The sequence below is a fragment of the Varibaculum vaginae genome, from assembly GCF_900604285.1.
GTDB classification, from domain to species: domain Bacteria; phylum Actinomycetota; class Actinomycetes; order Actinomycetales; family Actinomycetaceae; genus Varibaculum; species Varibaculum vaginae.
Genome location: NZ_UWNY01000001.1, coordinates 808,474 through 824,947 on the forward strand (window position 1 = coordinate 808,474; position 16,474 = coordinate 824,947).

Consider the following 16,474-nt stretch of genomic DNA (forward strand, 5'->3'; position numbering starts at 1 on the left):
TTTCAGTCTATATAGGACGTAAGTCGGGGGTAAGTGTGTAAAGTGCACTAAAGCCGCGATAAATATATGCATAATGTACATATGGTTACTGTGCAGGCGCTATTGGAGCGACCACATTTACGTATTCAATCCCTGTGGTGTCCTAATCCTCTGGCGAAGCTGCGCTGGGTAGCAACCTCGGAACAAATAAATCCTGCTACTTTTTTAGAAGGAAACGAACTAGTTCTAACTACTTCCGCGGGTAATCCAGAAGGTGAAGCCGGCTGGATAGCATACGCGCGGCGGTTGGTGGCTGGGGGAATTACTACCTTGGGATTCGGCTTGGGAGCAAGCCATGACAAAGTACCTCCATTGTTGGTGCAGGCAGCCCGGAAAACTGGTCTTAATTTGATTGAGGTCGCTGCCAATCAGTCTTTTGTAGCGCTTTCCCAAGAGGTGGCACGGATGATAGAGGCGGAAGCCGCCTCGGGACAATATAAGCTCACGGCTCTGCAGCAACGCCTGATTCACGCTTCTGCCCAGCCTCGCAGCGCAGAAATGATTACTGGGGAGTTGGCGCGGGGCATTGGAGCCCGGGTAATAATCAGGGATAAGGTGGGCAGGATAATAACGCAGGCCGCCGCGCCTACGATAACTACCGATTTCGAGAACTTAGTGGCAGAGTCCTGGGAACTGTTTTCTGCCCCCAATTCTCCGCTTTCTTTTGAAACCGAGGAAGGCTACTGCCTTTTCGCTGCTATCAATGCTCTGGGACAGGAAACTGCCTGGTTACAGGCCTGTTGGAGCGCCTTCCCGCAGCCGTGGCACCAGCAGGCGCTTTCTCAGGCCGGTTTGTTAATTGCGTCGGCTTTGGCTAACTCACGTTTTGTGGCCTCGTACCATGCACGTTTATTGCAGCGAGCTTTTGAGCTTTTGCTTTCAGAAGAACTGGGGTCGGCGCAGATCTTGACCGAGATGGCTTTCCCGCATGCTCGCATCCTTAGTGGCCGGTATGTTCCGGTGGTAGTAGCGGGAGAGGAGAGCGAATTGCGGGCTTTGACTGCCACCATCGAGCGGGCAGCGACTAAAACTATGCCCCCGCCGTTGTGGCGTTTTCACTCCTCCCAGCTGGAAATGGCGATTCCGGTCACGGCGCTCCCCTTGACGCTATCTCACTTTTCCCGTAAGGAATTTTTAGATTTGCGGGCGGGAGTAGGACAGGATTACCCGATTACTCGTTTTGGTGCGGGTCTGGCCGGAGCTCGTCAAGCCCTGCGACACACTGGAAATAGCCTGCGGGTGGCACGGTGGGAGCAGATTTCTCGTTCTGGACTATTACAGGTGATGGGGCGAGAAACCGTAACAGCTTTCTCCCAGCGTTTTCTGCGGCCAATTCAGGGAGAGACAGATTTGCTGGAACTGCTGGAACAGTACGTAGTTACCAAGGGGAATCGGCAGCAGATGGCAAAGGCACTGGGAATACACCGCAACACCGTGGTAAAACGGCTGGAAAAACTGCAAAGTAAGCTGGGGATTAACCTGGCAGAAGCCGGTGCCCAAGCCTCTGCCTGGGTTGCGTTACAGGGACGGGAAATCTAACGCTCTTCCCGTAGCTTGCGAGCCGCCAGCACCCCGGCACCGCCCAGCGCCAAGATCGCCGAAATCAAAGCCAGGGTGGCTCCGTTAGCACCGGTAATAGTCAGTGACGAAGGTGCAGGACCAGCTACAGAGCTAGAGGCCATCGAGCCACCGCTCATATAGGCATCGGCAGGTGCCTCGATAGCTCCGCCTGCGTGGCTGTCGGACATCTGATTTGCTCCAGCGTTGTCACCTGGCTGGGGTTCAGCGGTGGGTGTAGTACTGGGCGTATTCGGCCGTTCGGTGGAATCGGTAGTTGGATGCCCCTCGGGAGCAACCGGATTAACGAACGGTTCAGCAGGGGTTTGCGACCATTGTTCCTCTGCTCCCTTGCTAAAGGAAAGCATACGCGGCGCTGCTAGTTGCAGACCCTTGGCTGTAGTTAGCTGTTCTAACTGGTACTTTAAGGTGACGTCGCTAACATTAACCCGGTAGGCTCCAGTAGCAGCATCTAGGTCAGTGGGAACCGCAAAGGTACTGATGCCACTAACAAAATCTTTAACGGTGAAGGCTGCCGAAGTAATTGGTTTACCGTTATTCCCGTAAGGGGTAATTCGGAAAGAAGTCCCGGCTACTGCCTTACGCTGAGCATCGAGCACTTTCCAGGTTAGCTTGCCACTAACCCGTTTTGGATCAGTGCTGGGGCTAGTAGTCGGCGTGGTCGGATCAGTGCTGGGGCTGGGATCCGGTGAGGGAGTCGCGGTTTTCTGGTTTCTAATCACCAGGACGCCATCGACAAGATCCACTCCAGTGTCACCGATCGCTACCTGAATTTTTCCATTCTCAAAGCTGATGGTGTAGATTTGGGGATCTTTATCGTAACCTTGGTGCGCGGCGATTTGCTCTAACTTGTAGGTTTTAGCTTGATTCAAGGTGGCCTGGAAGGAGGCATTCGCCGCATTTTCAGTTACATTGACCTTTTCTGTCCCGTTGGTCAGCGAGAAGCCGCCTCCTGATAGCGGCTTAGAATCCTTGTCAACTAGTTTCCAGGTGAACTGCGCGGTCTTAATCACTGGGGTGTTTTCAAATTTGAGACCGCCCAAGTCAACGTTTTGGAGGTAACGTCCGTCAGTTTGCTTCGTGAAGGTAACCTTTTGAGCGCCGGTTTTGATGGCAAAATCAGGGCTGGTGCTTAGTTGCTGTATCTGATAATTGAGCGAACCATCCGGGACTATCACTCGGTATTGTCCCTCGCCCTGATGTAAATCAGTACTAACGGAAGTGGTGGCATCAGATACGGTGAAAGATTTAGCTTCATCTAAAGTCTGGCCATCAGCTTTGAACGCAGTCACCTTAAAGGACGTGCCTGGCACATACTGGGAGGTGTCTGCCGTGGAAACTACTTCCCAACGAATCTCTGCCTTGGTGGGCAGCTTAACGTTTTTAAATACCAGCCCTGCAGCAGGCAAAGGCTTCCCATTTACCTGCGGTTGATAGGTGTCACCATTGGCCACGAAGGTTAGCTTGTAGCTGGCATTATCGGCTTTGTATCCAGCGGGAGCCGCAGTTTCGGTCAAAGTGTAAGTCTGCTTGGGGTCAAGATTCGAAGCGCTGTAAACCCCGGGATCGGCCGCATCTTGCGAGGTAATCGCGAGCGGTGCTTTTCCACCACTGAGGGTAAAGGTTGCCCCGTTAAGGTTTTTGCCGTCGGTGCCAACCAGTTTCCAAGAGAAAGAGGTAGTTGCTGGAGGCTGCGGTAGCGCCACGTTGGTGAAGGTAACGGTGTTGGTTTCCTGACCGGCAACCACCGCTGCCCAAATACCGTTGGCCTTATCTTTTTCTACGAAACTAATTTCGTAGGAGGTGACATCACCCAATTTGTAGCCTTCAGGGGCTGCGCTTTGAGTGAGGGAGCATGATTCCTTAGTGGGATCTAAAGTCACGTTATAAGCGCCTGAGGCGGTGCCGGCGGCGGGAATCTGTTGCTGTTTAGAGTTGCAAACCAGTTTGAAAGTACCGCCGGGCAGCATTTTCTTAGCGGCATCTTGCAGCTTCCAGTTGAAAGCTACCGGCTGGGGAGGAAGCGGAGTCTTAGTATTTTGCACGACAAAAGCATCGCCGGTTACCGCTGTACCGTTCACTTTTGCCTGGTAGCCCTGCGAGGTCTTTTCAAAAGTAACGGTATAGCTGGTTTGCTGCGGCAGGTCATAGCCCTTGGGAGCAGCGGTTTGGGTCAGCACATAGTTCTTAGCCGGATCCAGGTCGCTAGCTGTGAAAGTACCGGAAGCAGAATCTGGTACGGTAACTGCTGCGCCATCTTTTTCCTTCAAAGTGAACTGCCCGCCGCTTAACGCCTGGCCTTTAGAATCTTGCAGCTTCCAGGTGAATACGGTTTTTTCTGGCTGAGGAGCCGGGGGAGTAACCGTATCCTCGCACTTAGTCACGGCTTTCACCACGGTGTCGGTGCTCAGTTTTGCCTGAGCGATCTCGGCCTCACCAGTCGCGGTGCCGTTCAGTTCCCAATGATCTACCGCGCAGGTCTTACCAGAAACCTCAGGTAGGGTGACTGTCGGTAGGGTCTCGATAGCAGTGTTTGGGGGCAGGTAGCGCGCAGTGCTGTAAGCCGGAGGGAGTGAGCCACCATCGCCTGCTACCTGGTACTTTAAGGAATAACCCGGTGCCCACAGCAGTCCGTCCTGGGTGTAAATTGACCCGTTAACCGGGAAGATGAAGGCATCTGCCGCGTTCTTGTCGCCGTGATAGGCGAACAAGCTGGGGGATACCCCCGATTGCAGGTAATAGTTCCCCTTCTGGGGTACCGACAGCGCCAAGTTGTTGTAAAGGGTACTGGTGAGGGCAGAAGAAAGCACAGTTTTGCCCGCGGGGGTGACCAGCTTGAAAGGCACTGCCTGTTTGTTTTGGGTAAGTTTATCTACCGCCGTGGTCAGACCCAGGGTCTTGGGATTTCCAGAGCTGTCCGCCTGGCCATCAGCAAAACGCAAATTCAGAACCTGTCCCTTGCCTCCGGTAGTATCGAGCGGCATGTTCTGCCCTTGAGCTAGAGAAAAACCGCTGCGGACTGCGGAGCCATCTGTCCGAGGTGTGCCCACGGGGGAAGTTACCTGAATCTTAGCGTCCGCATCCAAGTTGGCGGTCACCGAGCTGTTTCCGCGGGTACTCTTGAAGCCTAGTCCCACTCCGGAGCTGGCTTGGCCGCCAATTAAGTCCAGATTGGGACTGCCGGAAATCGTGATTTGAGCAGGAACCTGGGTCTTGTATCCAGAACCAATTGCCGCTCCTAAACCGTAAGCTAGCTTTTTTGCACCTGATTGAGACACCGGCTGCACTACTGCCTGTACTTTGGGGGAGCCGGAAATTGTAATCTTGAAGGGGTCAGAAACATAGGAATCAATCCAACCTGCGCTACCTATAACTGCGCCCCGGCGAACACCGTACACTTTGGCGGTAACTGTAGCATTGTCCGTGATGTCGACCCGGCCAGAACGGTTAGTGGCGGAGCCAATTGCACCGTTAAGGGGCTGTTCGATTTCAGAAGAATCCTTTGCGGTTTCCGCGTTTACCTGTGCATTTCCAGAAATAATCACCTGGTTTTGATCTGCTCCGCGCACGGTGTCGTCATCTAGGCGAGAGTTGCCGGCAAACTCGGCCTCAGCGGGCAGCCCACCCGCTCCGATAGCAGGGGATTCGCGCACTACTCCTAGGGCTTGAACCCGAGCGTTATCGGAGATAGTGACTTTAGAAGTTCCGGAGGCGTAGCCCCCACCAATCGCGGCGCCGCGCCCATTGGAGTAGGCGGTTACCTGCGCTTGCCCAGAAATATTTACGTTTGTGCTGGCAGAATCGGGACCCGATCCAATAGCCGCGATATCCCCGGTCTGGTTTAGCTTGGAGTTAGCAGTTCCCACCGTGACTTTGCCGCCGCTGATCGCGACTTCACAGCCTGGAGCTAGCGGCCAGTCAAAACTGGCAAAATTTTTGTTCCAGTTGCCCACCCCACGGCAACCAATATTCATCGCACTATTTCCGGTATCAGCAGCAGTGGGGGTTACCTGAACTGTGCCACCGGAGATGTCTACCCGCGCATAAGGTTGGGTGAACGTAGTGGTGACCTGACCTGAGGAATCCTGTAGGGGCGTAGTGAAGCTGCCCGCCCCCAAGGCGGTGTGATTACCGTGGGCATTGATTTGCCCCCCGCTGACGTTGATGTTTACCGCAGCATGTTTTTGCGCCCAATCAGCACTTGCCGAATCCGGGAGTTGCACCGCGCCGCGGCCAGTCCCAATGAAAGCCCCGCCGTAGTCGTGGTTACCATCTTTTTCCAGGTTAATAGTGCCGCTAGCAATGTTGATAGTGCCCCCCGCGTTCCAAGGGGTCTCGTCGTAGTTGTTGAGCCAGCTAGGATTAGTATTCGGATTGACCTCATAGAAGGCACCCCCGGAGCCAATCAGAGCCGCACTTTGGGAAGAACCTTTTAGGTTCAAAGCCCCGCCTGCAATGTTGATAGTGCCGAAAGCTGAAAAATATTGGGTCCCGATTAGGGCAGCTTGGGAACGGGGAGAATCCGGGTTAAACAGATTTAAAACTCCGGAACCGTTTTGTCCAATATTCAAAGTGGTGCCTGCTTTTACCTGCACTAATGGCAGAGGAACGGCATGGTCTTTAGAAGCGTTATCCGAGGTAGCCTGCTTGCGGGTGAAGGTGTTTTCCCCGGTAAAGGCCAAACGGTTGTTTTCGTTATCGTCCCCAGCAGTCACCATCGCCCGCTCTGGGAAATCAGAGTTATCGATGTTTAGATTATTTAGCGTCAGGGTATGTCCCTCGTTTACCCGAAAAGATAACCCTTTAAAAGTCCTGTTAGTCGCACCAGTAACAGTCACATTTTCACCCACGGTAAGGGTGCGTCCCGCAGCTTCTGTGGGCAAAGCAGAATCGCTAAGGTCAATATCTGCGGTGATGACCGAGCCGATTTCGTTCCAAGATTTAATAACTTTACCGTTGGCGGCGTTAGCTGCTCCCACCGCCAAAACCGGCCCGATAAGGGCAATCATGTAGCCGATTAGAGATAGGGCAAGGACGAGTGCGGTAGGGCGCTTGGCTGAGGGATTGCGCATCAAAACTCCTGCTGATTTCCTTAAGGTCAAAAAGGTTACAATTCTGTAACGACTTTATCAGGGAATAGGGTCAAAATGCTAGTGGATTCACCCTATAAAAATCAGTATATTCACTGGTTAATGTGACTGTGGCAGAAGTAGCATTAGCGCTTCTAAGGGGATGCTAACCCAGTCGGGGCGTTGTTCCGCTTCGTAGCGCACCTCATAGAGGGCTTTTTCCACTTCAAAAGCCCTTAAAATCACGAGGGCGGGAGCGGGGAGTTGTTCCTCGCCAAAGTATCCGGCCAGGAAAGCTAGCCGTGCCCGATTAAGCCAATCTCCGTCAGCACCACCTTCAACCCGGGCATAATCAAAAGAACGCAACATGCCGGCAATATCTCGCTCTACCTGGTCAGGGGCGGTACGTTCTTCCAGGGGGCACAAAGGTTCGCCCTCGAAATCAATTACGTACCAACTGTCGGAACTGCGTAAACACTGTCCCAGGTGATAATCCCCGTGTACGCGCTGGGTAGGGGGCAGTGCCCCCATTCCGGTTAGGGCTTGGGCGAGGCGATCAACTTCTTCCCCGATTTGCGGATGCTCCCGCAGCGGAGGGTAGGCTGCTTCTGCCTGCTGGTATTGATGACGAAGCCGAGTAGCCATCATAGTGCCTGAGGTCGGATCTTCACCTGAGCCAAAGGCAGCTAGCAGGTGGCGATGCATATCCGCAGTGGTCTGCCCTAACTGGCGAGCCAGCACCGTAGGGTCTTCACCGTTGCGCGCCAGGGAACACACCAGGCGAAAACCGTCCTGGGCTTCATCGAGGCGCACCGCCGCGCAAGCAGTAGTGACCTGTTGGGGTTGACCATCTGGATCCCACAGGTTTATCTGGGAATATCCGCGTGGTTGCGGCACCCCTTGCCAACCGGTGCGGGCTAACGCCAGCGGTACTGTCACCTCTGGGTTGGATCCAGTAACCAGCACTCTAAAAAACTTGATAATCGTAGGGTATTTCCCGCCCAATAGCACCGACGAATTGGACTGTTCCCCACTTAAAACCTTGCTTTCTAAACTGGCTGTAAGCAGATTAGGCAGTACATCTTCGGCTTCGGATAACAGGGGTAAAGTGCCAGCCTGGTGAGTGGAACGAATCCAATAGTGGATGTAGGCCGGGCAATAAGGGCCATCGATTAGATATCCGAAATTTTCGGGAGAGGGGGTGCGTCCCGCAATTCCCGCACCATCCCATTTAGCAACCAGCGCCAAGGGAACGTGGTACCAAACTCCTTGCGCTTCTAGAATCAGCAGCCGGAACTGAGCGTCATCGAGTTCTCGGTAATCCAACACCCTAACCTGGGAGCGTTCCAAATGGGAAGGAAACCAACGTCGCAGGGTAAGGTAGTCCCAAATCGTGTCAATGATAGCCTCTCTGCCAGGCCATTTAAGCTGGTTATTAAGGGAATCAGTGGTCATCTTGATGCTCCTTTAGTGCCGAGAAATCTAAAGCCGGGTAGGCATTGGCAGCTTCCTTGGCCTCGGTAGCGAGCAGTGCAGAGTCCGCCGAGGTGGTGCTGTGAACAATCACCGGCAAAGAAGTAGTGGTAGTAGAGGGTTCTGTGGTTTCTTCCTGGGGCTGTTCCGCCTGTTCGGCAGGGAAAAGCTCCAACCAATAAAAGCCGTGCCGATTCATAGTGACCGTTACCGTTTCATCGGCGATCACAGTGGGGAACCAGCCTCCATCAAAAGCTTCACGCAGGCGCCAACCGGCCATACCCGGTAAAGATAGCCGCGCCGCCACCGCGCCCTCACCCAAGTTATATACACAAAGAACCGTGGAGTTTTGGTCGCGGCGAATAAACGCCAACACCGAGTTTTGATCTGACCCTACCTGCGATAATGATCCTTGCCCGAAACAGGTAAGACGCCGGCGTAACTGGATAGCGTCACGCAGCCAATGCAACAAAGAAGTGGGGCGGCCTAAGGATTCTTGCACGTTGATAGTGCGATTATCCCAACCGGGAGCATCAATCAATGGAACTAGGAACGACTGTGGGTCAGCAGAAGAAAAACCGGCAGTCGCGGAAGTATCCCACTGCATCGGGGTGCGCACCCCAAACCGGTCGGGCAACCAAATATTGTCTCCCATCCCGATTTCGTCACCGTAGTAGAGGAAGGGGGATCCGGGCATAGACAGTAAGAGGGCGTGTGCGAGTTCTATTTTGCGACGTGATCCCCCTAAAAGGGGCGCCAAACGGCGACGAATCCCCACATTGGCTCGCATTCGTGACTCGGGAGCATACCAGGAATACATATCTTCACGTTCCTGGTCAGTAACCATTTCCAAGGTAAGTTCATCGTGGTTACGCAAGAAAGTTCCCCATTGAGCACCTGCCGGCAACTCCGGTAGCTCTGCCAAGATTTGTCGCAGCCCTTTCGAGGAGCCGGTACGTAAAGCGGCAAATAGTTTCGGCATTAGGGGGAAGTGGAAACAAATATGGCATTCTGGATCAGTCTCGGAACCGAAGTAGTCAATCACATCTAAGGGAGGTTGATTGGCTTCGGCCACCATCAAAGTTCCCGGGAACTCCGCGTCTACCATTTTGCGTAGCTCGCTCACAAACCAGTGAGTTTTCGGCAGGTTTTCGCAGTTAGTGCCATTTTCTTCAAATAAGTAGGGGATAGCGTCCAGACGGAAACCATCCACCCCGGTGCGACACCAAAAGCGCACCACATTCATTACTGTCGCCTGTACCTGGGGATTCTCAAAATTCAAATCCGGTTGGTGGGAAAAGAAACGGTGCCAATAATACTGTCCGCGTACCTCGTCATAGGTCCAGTTAGAGGTTTCGGTGTCGATAAAAATAATGCGGGCATCCTGATAGTCCTGGTTGTTGTCACGCCAAACATAGAAATCCCCGTATTCGCCCTCCGGATCCTTGCGAGAAGCCTCGAACCAGGGGTGCTGATCGGAGGTGTGGTTAACTACGATATCGATCAGGATTCGAATCCCGCGTTCATGGGCGGCCTCCACCAAGGCGGTGAAATCCTCCATCGAACCGAACGCCGGGTTCACATCGGTATAGGCACTAATGTCGTAGCCGCCATCGCGCATCGGCGAAGGATAAAAAGGTGGTAGCCACAGACAGTCCACCCCTAGCCACGCCAGGTAATCCAGACGCGAAATTAGCCCCTGGAAATCACCGACCCCATCTCCATTAGAATCCGAGAACGCCTGAATCAGAACCTCGTAGAAAACTGCGCTGCGATACCAGGAGGGAGACTCCGCGGGGGAGGGAACCGCCTGGGAAGTGGGGGGCGGGAGCAGCAGTTTGCTTAGACTCTCGCTTTCCTCAGTTCGGTTTTGGTTCAACAAGGACTCCTTAAAATGGTTGCTCTCAACGATTAAGCAGACTCCACGGACATAATATGGGCAGGCCGCTCATAGGGATTTAACTCGAAATAGTTATCTGCCCCCCAATCATAGACTTTCCCATCTAGCTCATCACGTACCCTAAAACAGGACGAAGAAGAACCACTAAGCTTAAGAGCCGATAAATCCAGGTGAACGCTGCCAATCGCGGTTTCGTGAGGATTCAGGTTTACCACCACAATTACGGTGTCTGCTTCCCCGCTGGGAGATTCCCAAGCATCGAGGTGCCGGGAGAAACACACCACTCCCGGATGGGTGGTTTCATGAATCTTCAGGTTACGTAAACGCTGCAAAGCCGGATGGCGACGGCGAATTCCATTCAAAACCGTCAACAACCCCATCATTTCTTGGGCGGTTTTCCCGGAGTAGTCTCGCGGCTTGAACTGATATTTCTCGTTATCTATTTGCTCTTCAAAACCGGGACGTTGCACATTTTCTACCAGCTCGTAACCGCTATAAATCCCCCAGTTAGGTGCACCGGTAGCAGCCAAAACTGCCCGCAGTTTGAAGGCTCGCATCCCCCCGTCAACCATGATCTGAGTCAAAATATCGTGAGTAGTCGGCCAGAAAGAAGGCCGCATGTAAGGGCTGGATTTCCAGGCGACTTCGTGAAAGTATTCTTCAATCTCTTGACGAGTATTTCTCCAAGCGAAATAGGTATAAGACTGATGGAAACCTACCTGAGCCAAGGTGCGCATCATCGCGGGGCGAGTGAAGGCCTCAGCCAGGAAAAGCACCTCGGGATGCTTCTGATGAAACTCTGCCAAAATCTCTTGCCAGAACTGTACCGGTTTGGTGTGGGGATTATCGACCCGGAAAATGGTTACTCCATGGTCAATCCACTTTTGAATCACATCCCGTACCGCGTTATAGAGACCGCGATAGTCCTGATCGAAAATCAGGGGATAAATATCTTGATACTTCTTGGGAGGATTCTCTGCATAGGCAATGGTGCCATCCGGGCGGTGCTTGAACCATTCCGGATGATTTTTAACCCAGGGATGATCCGGGGAGCATTGCAGCGCTAAATCTAGTGCAACCTCTAATCCCAACCCCTTCGCTTTATCTACGAAATAATCAAAATCATCAAAATTGCCTAGATCAGGGTGAATAGCGTCATGTCCGCCATCGGGGCTACCAATACCGTAGGGAGAACCGGGATCTTCCGGGGTGGCCTCTAAAGAATTATTGCGCCCCTTTCGGAAAGTAGTACCAATCGGATGGATGGGAGTTAAATAGGCAACGTCGAAACCCATACCCGCAATGCGAGGCAAATCAGCGGCCGCAGTGCGCAGGGTTCCCGAATGCCAATGACCTTCCTGATCTTGATAGGCACCGATAGAACGGGGAAAAATCTCGTACCAGGAACCATAAAGCGCCCGCTCGCGGTCAACCCGTAAAGGATAGGTGCGGGAAGAATCTAGCAGGTCACGAAGGGGGAAAGCCCGGAAAATTCCCCGAATGGAAGAATGTAATCCCACGGAGAGACGCTCTTGGGGAGGACGGTTCGGGTCTCGCATCGCCTGGGCAGCGTCACGGAGGCGTGCGACGCGTTCAGCATCTGGCGCTTTTTGGGTCGGATTATTGATAGCTTCTCCGCGGGCAGCCCGTTCGAAAAGCCGCGCCCCCAACTCGAACTCCATCTCTACGTCTTGGTCAGCTTGAACCTTGATAGAAGCTTCTTTAGTCCAGGTCTTATAAGGGTCGCAGAAGGTATCGATCCTAAAACTCCAGTCCCCAACGCCGGTGGGCTTTATCCAAGCCTCCAAACGATCCAAACCGGGGGCAACATCATACATTGGCACCCGCATGGTTTCTTTACCTTGCGGATCCAGCAGCACCACTTCCGCCCCTAACGCATCATGGCCTTCCCGGAACACAGTGGCGCGCACCGGGAAAGACTCATTTTCGACCGCTTTAGCTGGCCACAGGCCATCCTCGAAAACTGGTTCCACTTCGGTGACCGGAATCCGCGCCAAACGTGCCTTTGGGGGAACTAGATTTAAAGATTTAGTGGTAGCCACTTTCACCCGGCTCGCCCGCTTGCGCGGAACGCTAGCACTTTCAGCTTTGCTAGCCGCAGCGGTTTTCTTTATCGAGGCTGTCGTCTGGGTAGCCGGGATGCCTGCAGTAGAAGATTTAGCCTTCTGGCCAGCAGAACTGATAGTTGAGCGAGTATTGCGGGAACGAGGCGTATCGCCGGCCATAGTGTCTCCTTATTAGACGGACTCATTCCCCTCCAGCCTAACAAGTGGCACCGTGCCTCGTGTCATTTCCGTCCGCAGCTCAGAGGAAAAGTGAAACCAAAAAAGAAACAAATACGCCGAAAAGAGAAAAAAGTATTAACCGTCAGTGGCGGAAGCAGGGCCATCTAAAGAAATCTTAGGACCCAGATAAGTCGGTTTTTGATCAGTAATCGCCCAGGCAACATCCTTGGTACGCGCCAAATACTCGCGAATATTACGTTCCGTTTGCCCCGGGTAAGCATTGCCGGCAGCCCCCACGCCCCAAACTTCGATACCGCGGCTTTGACAATCGTAGAGCGCACGAGGCAAGTGATAAGGCTGCGTGACCACAATGGCGCGTTGTACCGAAAAAATCGCTTCTGCACGATAAGCGGACTCGTAGGTAGAAAAACCGGCATGGTCAGCATAGATTACCTCGGGGGAGACCCCCTGGTTTAGCAACCAATTTTTCATTGCCTTAATTTCGTCGTAGTTTACCTGCCCATGGTCACCGCTAATTAAAATTTTCTTGGCCACGCCCGCCTGATACAGATTCAAGGCAGTTTGCAGACGGTGCGCAAGCATCGGTGAAGGAGCACCATCCGGATTCACCGCCGCACCCAAAACCAGGATCACCTGTGCGTTTTTATCCCGCGCCTCGGTCAAAGAAATAATCTCATCCTTAGTCCGCTGCCACACGTACACATTGGCTCCCGCCACAATAATTACGGCGATAACCAGCAAGGTAATCACCAGCCGGATCAGGCCACCTAAAGCACGCATAAGGCTAGTAAACCATGTTCATCGCCTGACGAACTTCCGCCAAGGTCTGGTCAGCAACCTCGTTAGCGCGCCGATTCCCACGCTCTAGCACCTGCCACAAATAACCCGGATCAGCCAATAATTCGGCACGCCGCGCCCTAATCGGAGACAATGCGCCATCCAAAGCCTCCGTGAGCACCTGTTTTAGTTTGCCGGCCCCCTGATCCCCGATCTCCTCGGCCAGAGTACGCGGATCCTGCCCGCTAGCCAGACCCGCCAGGCGCAACAGGTTCGAAACCTCGGGGCGATTCTCTGGATCATAAGTAATCTGGCGCTCAGCGTCCGTCTTAGCGCGTTTAATCAGCTTCGCAGTTTCATCACTGGTCATGCCCAGTTCAACCGTGTTCCCGCGCGACTTCGACATTTTCTCGCCATCCAACCCCAAAATCAGGGCGCCATCACCAGAAAGCAACCCCTCCGGACGGGGGAACACCCGATGCTGCAAAGAAGACTTACGCCGGAAAACCCGCTCGAAACGATCCGAAATCACCCGCGCCTGCTCCAAGTGAGGAAGCTGATCCTTACCCACCGGCACCAGGTTCGCTTTACAGAACAAAATATCGGCCGCCTGATGCACCGGGTAAGTCAGCAACAACCCCGACATAGGACGCTCCGAAGCCTCCAGTTCTGCCTTCACCGTGGGATTGCGGTGCAGCTCCGCCTCCGTAACTAGTGAGAGGAACGGTAACATTAACTGGTTCGCCGCCGGCACCGCCGAATGCGTGAAAATCGTGGTTTGTTCCGGATCGAGGCCGCAAGCAAGATAGTCAGCCAGCATATTCAGGACACGCTCACGGATCGGGCCAGTACCCTCCCGGTCAGTGATTACCTGGTAGTCAGCAATCAGAATCCAAGTTTCCACCCCGCGCTGCTGGATCGTGACCCGATTCTTAATCGTCCCGAAATAATGCCCCAGGTGGAGGGCACCAGTGGGGCGATCCCCGGTAAGTACCCGGAACTTGGAAGGATCCTTATCAATCGCTGCCTCAATCTCTTGAGATTTCAGCTCTGCCCGCTTCAAAGAAGCCGCATCAGTGGAATTTTCTAGTTTCTCGCCGCTATCGCTCATGGTTCCCAGTCTACGGTGCCAAGGATATTCCCGGAAAACCGGGTGCAACTGATAAGCCTCTTTCTGGTTGTTAGTTGTGTGCGGGGGAAAGTTTTTCCTCCTGCTAACCACCCGGGGGCGAGATTTTTCCTCCTGCCCAAGAATTCGGAAAACATGGTCACGTTTTCCGAATTCTTATGCCCACCGCGCCTGCTCGGATAAAATCTCGCCCCCGGGTTCACTCGGAAAAACTTTTACCCCGCGCTTTCCCAATACATTGAAGCTGCTAGCTCTGGTTGCACCCCAGTTTTGGGAATGGAGGTAAATAACAGAGTGTGTTACAGGGTAGTTGTCCGTGCAGTTGATTTTCTATTGCCTTCACAAATGGATGTTAGTTACGCGCGGGTAAAAGTTTTTCCTCCTGCCCAAAATCTAAAAAGACTTTGCCTTTTTAGATTTACGCCCACCTAGCCTGCTCGGATAAAACTTTTCCCCCGCGCATTGTCTGCAAATCTCGCAGTTACTTTGCAGGAGTGAAAGTTAGTAGTTGGTCGCGGTAATACTCGTACTGTTTACGCCGAGCCGCAATCTCTGCCGGTAAACCAGAAGAAAGATCGTTTACCAAAGCGTCAAACTTGTCCAGAACCGCCACAATGCGCTCCTGCTCCTTTAGGGGAGGGACGGGAATTTTTACCTTTTTTAGTTGCGGCGCAGTCAGTTGCGGTATACCCCCGTTTGGAAGTTGATATTTTTTACCTTGCAAACAGTAATACAGGTATTTTGTGTTTAGGAAAGAATTATCTTTAGGGATAGCAGTTAGTAAACGTATTATTGGAAAGTAAGGATAATCTCTGTATTCTGCATATCCGATAGTTCCTCTAGCTGCAATAGTCACCGCAGGAGTATTTATTTTTGCAATGTCGGTGTATCCGTAGAGGGCATTTTCCCCAATGCCGTTGCTTAGAATTGGTACTTTATATTTATCTGTTTTGGATTTACACATTGATTCTTTGGGAGCATCAGCTCCCGTCGATATATCGCATGTTTCTGCCAAAGCGATAATTTCTACTTTTTTCCCTAAACGGTTTTCTTGATTACTTACATCTCGTAGCGAGTCGCGGTAGTACTCGTACTGCTGGCGACGAGCTTCTAGTTCCGTTTGTAGATTCGCTTCTAGCTCCGTGAATGAATCTAGAATCCGTACGATTTCATCTTGCACTTCCAGTGGTGGCACTGGAATCTTTAACTTGGCGATATCTTTTGGATAGACGTGGGGAACTCCGCTTCCCTTTTTTAGGGAATGCAAAAAGTCTTGTTTATTCTTCAACCAGTGGTAGAGAAATCGGGTATTTAGCTGAGGATTAGTGATGATGCTAAAGGCATCTGAAACAAAAATTGGTGAGTCCCAATACTGAACAAAGCCAGCGTAAGCGCCTGAACCTGCAACCGTTAGCAGCTCACCACTTCGGTTGGCTTCGTTATGCCAATAGGCGGGGCCTCTACCACCTGCAATCACTGGAATATCTCCAGGAATCGCAGTTTTCTTAGATATGTACTTTCCCCGCTCTAATGTCGCAACATCAGCTAATAACTTCTGTTCCACCCCGTCGGAGCAGTATTTCTCGATTAGGTCTGCTATGTGGCTCATGTGGTTACCTCGATGTTTGGGGTGCTGCTGGCGCTTTTGGGACTTGGTGTTTGCGCTGTTGCAGCTTTCAAGGTTGACCTCCCGATAATCACAGCCTCGCCCTCTATCGTACAAAGTTAATAGTCATCTAGCGATAAACTTGCCGCCGGTGATCTACATCGATTATTAGGACAACTAGCTCGGCGTCTTCCAGGTAACAAATAATCCGCCAGTCACCCACGCGATATCGCCACAGACCAGATAGGTTCCCGGTGAGCGGCTTTCCCATCTGCCGTGGGTTATCTAGCTGCGCAATTTGGCGGAGTTTACGGACAATTCTTTTTGCGGTGGGCTTATCTATTTTGCCCAGGGTGCGCTCGACACCCTTATCGAGCTTAATCTCCCAAGCCAAGGTGGTCTTCTAACTGGTCAATCGATACCGTTTCTAACCGTCCTGCCCGGTAGTCTTCAACTTTTTTGAGGAGGCCGTACTGGTATTCGAGTTGCGCGATTGATTCTTCGAGTGCCTCAGTAACGTAATAGGTTCGGCTGCGTCCGGTAGCCTTGGCCAGATTGTCATAACGTTCTACTAAATCCACCGGCAGTCTGACCGCAGTCGGTGCAGTAGTAGCTGTTTTACCCATGGACACTCTT

The 16,474-nt window shown here is 52.6% G+C and carries 10 protein-coding genes; 1 reads left to right on the top strand and 9 read right to left on the bottom strand.

Features of this window, described 5'->3' with window-relative positions:
- Window positions 1-66: 66 nt before the first annotated feature.
- Window positions 67-1,578 (top strand): PucR family transcriptional regulator, encoded by a 1,512-nt coding sequence (locus EFB02_RS03480; protein WP_122820197.1) that lies wholly within the window; start codon window positions 67-69, stop codon window positions 1,576-1,578.
- Here EFB02_RS03480 and EFB02_RS03485 read toward each other — a convergent pair.
- The 9 genes from EFB02_RS03485 to relB form a co-directional block, all read right to left on the bottom strand.
- On the bottom strand, window positions 1,575-6,689 hold the full coding sequence (locus EFB02_RS03485) for a SpaA isopeptide-forming pilin-related protein (protein ID WP_122820198.1): 5,115 nt from the start codon (window positions 6,687-6,689) through the stop codon (window positions 1,575-1,577). The genes EFB02_RS03480 and EFB02_RS03485 overlap by 4 nt on opposite strands.
- Window positions 6,690-6,806: 117 nt before the next feature.
- The gene (locus EFB02_RS03490) at window positions 6,807-8,141 is read right to left on the bottom strand and encodes a phosphotransferase (protein ID WP_122820199.1); all 1,335 of its coding nucleotides are present in this window, start codon (window positions 8,139-8,141) and stop codon (window positions 6,807-6,809) included.
- On the bottom strand, window positions 8,131-10,038 hold the full coding sequence (gene treS, locus EFB02_RS03495) for a maltose alpha-D-glucosyltransferase (RefSeq protein ID WP_438947131.1): 1,908 nt from the start codon (window positions 10,036-10,038) through the stop codon (window positions 8,131-8,133). The genes EFB02_RS03490 and treS overlap by 11 nt, the downstream gene beginning before the upstream one ends.
- Window positions 10,039-10,070: 32 nt before the next feature.
- The gene (locus EFB02_RS03500) at window positions 10,071-12,305 is read right to left on the bottom strand and encodes an alpha-1,4-glucan--maltose-1-phosphate maltosyltransferase (RefSeq protein WP_122820200.1); all 2,235 of its coding nucleotides are present in this window, start codon (window positions 12,303-12,305) and stop codon (window positions 10,071-10,073) included.
- A 135-nt stretch (window positions 12,306-12,440) separates the two neighbouring features.
- The gene (locus tag EFB02_RS03505) at window positions 12,441-13,106 is read right to left on the bottom strand and encodes a SanA/YdcF family protein (protein ID WP_122820201.1); all 666 of its coding nucleotides are present in this window, start codon (window positions 13,104-13,106) and stop codon (window positions 12,441-12,443) included.
- Window positions 13,107-13,110: 4 nt separating this feature from the next.
- A complete protein-coding gene (trpS, locus tag EFB02_RS03510; RefSeq protein ID WP_122820643.1) occupies window positions 13,111-14,214 on the bottom strand; it encodes a tryptophan--tRNA ligase in 1,104 nt (367 codons plus the stop codon).
- A 499-nt stretch (window positions 14,215-14,713) separates the two neighbouring features.
- On the bottom strand, window positions 14,714-15,841 hold the full coding sequence (locus tag EFB02_RS03515) for a restriction endonuclease subunit S (RefSeq protein ID WP_122820202.1): 1,128 nt from the start codon (window positions 15,839-15,841) through the stop codon (window positions 14,714-14,716).
- Window positions 15,842-15,968: 127 nt separating this feature from the next.
- Window positions 15,969-16,232 (bottom strand): type II toxin-antitoxin system RelE family toxin, encoded by a 264-nt coding sequence (locus tag EFB02_RS03520; protein WP_122820203.1) that lies wholly within the window; start codon window positions 16,230-16,232, stop codon window positions 15,969-15,971.
- Window positions 16,216-16,464: a type II toxin-antitoxin system RelB family antitoxin gene (gene relB / locus EFB02_RS03525; protein ID WP_122820204.1), complete on the bottom strand. Its 249-nt coding sequence runs from the start codon at window positions 16,462-16,464 to the stop codon at window positions 16,216-16,218. The genes EFB02_RS03520 and relB overlap by 17 nt, the downstream gene beginning before the upstream one ends.
- Window positions 16,465-16,474 lie beyond the last annotated feature (10 nt).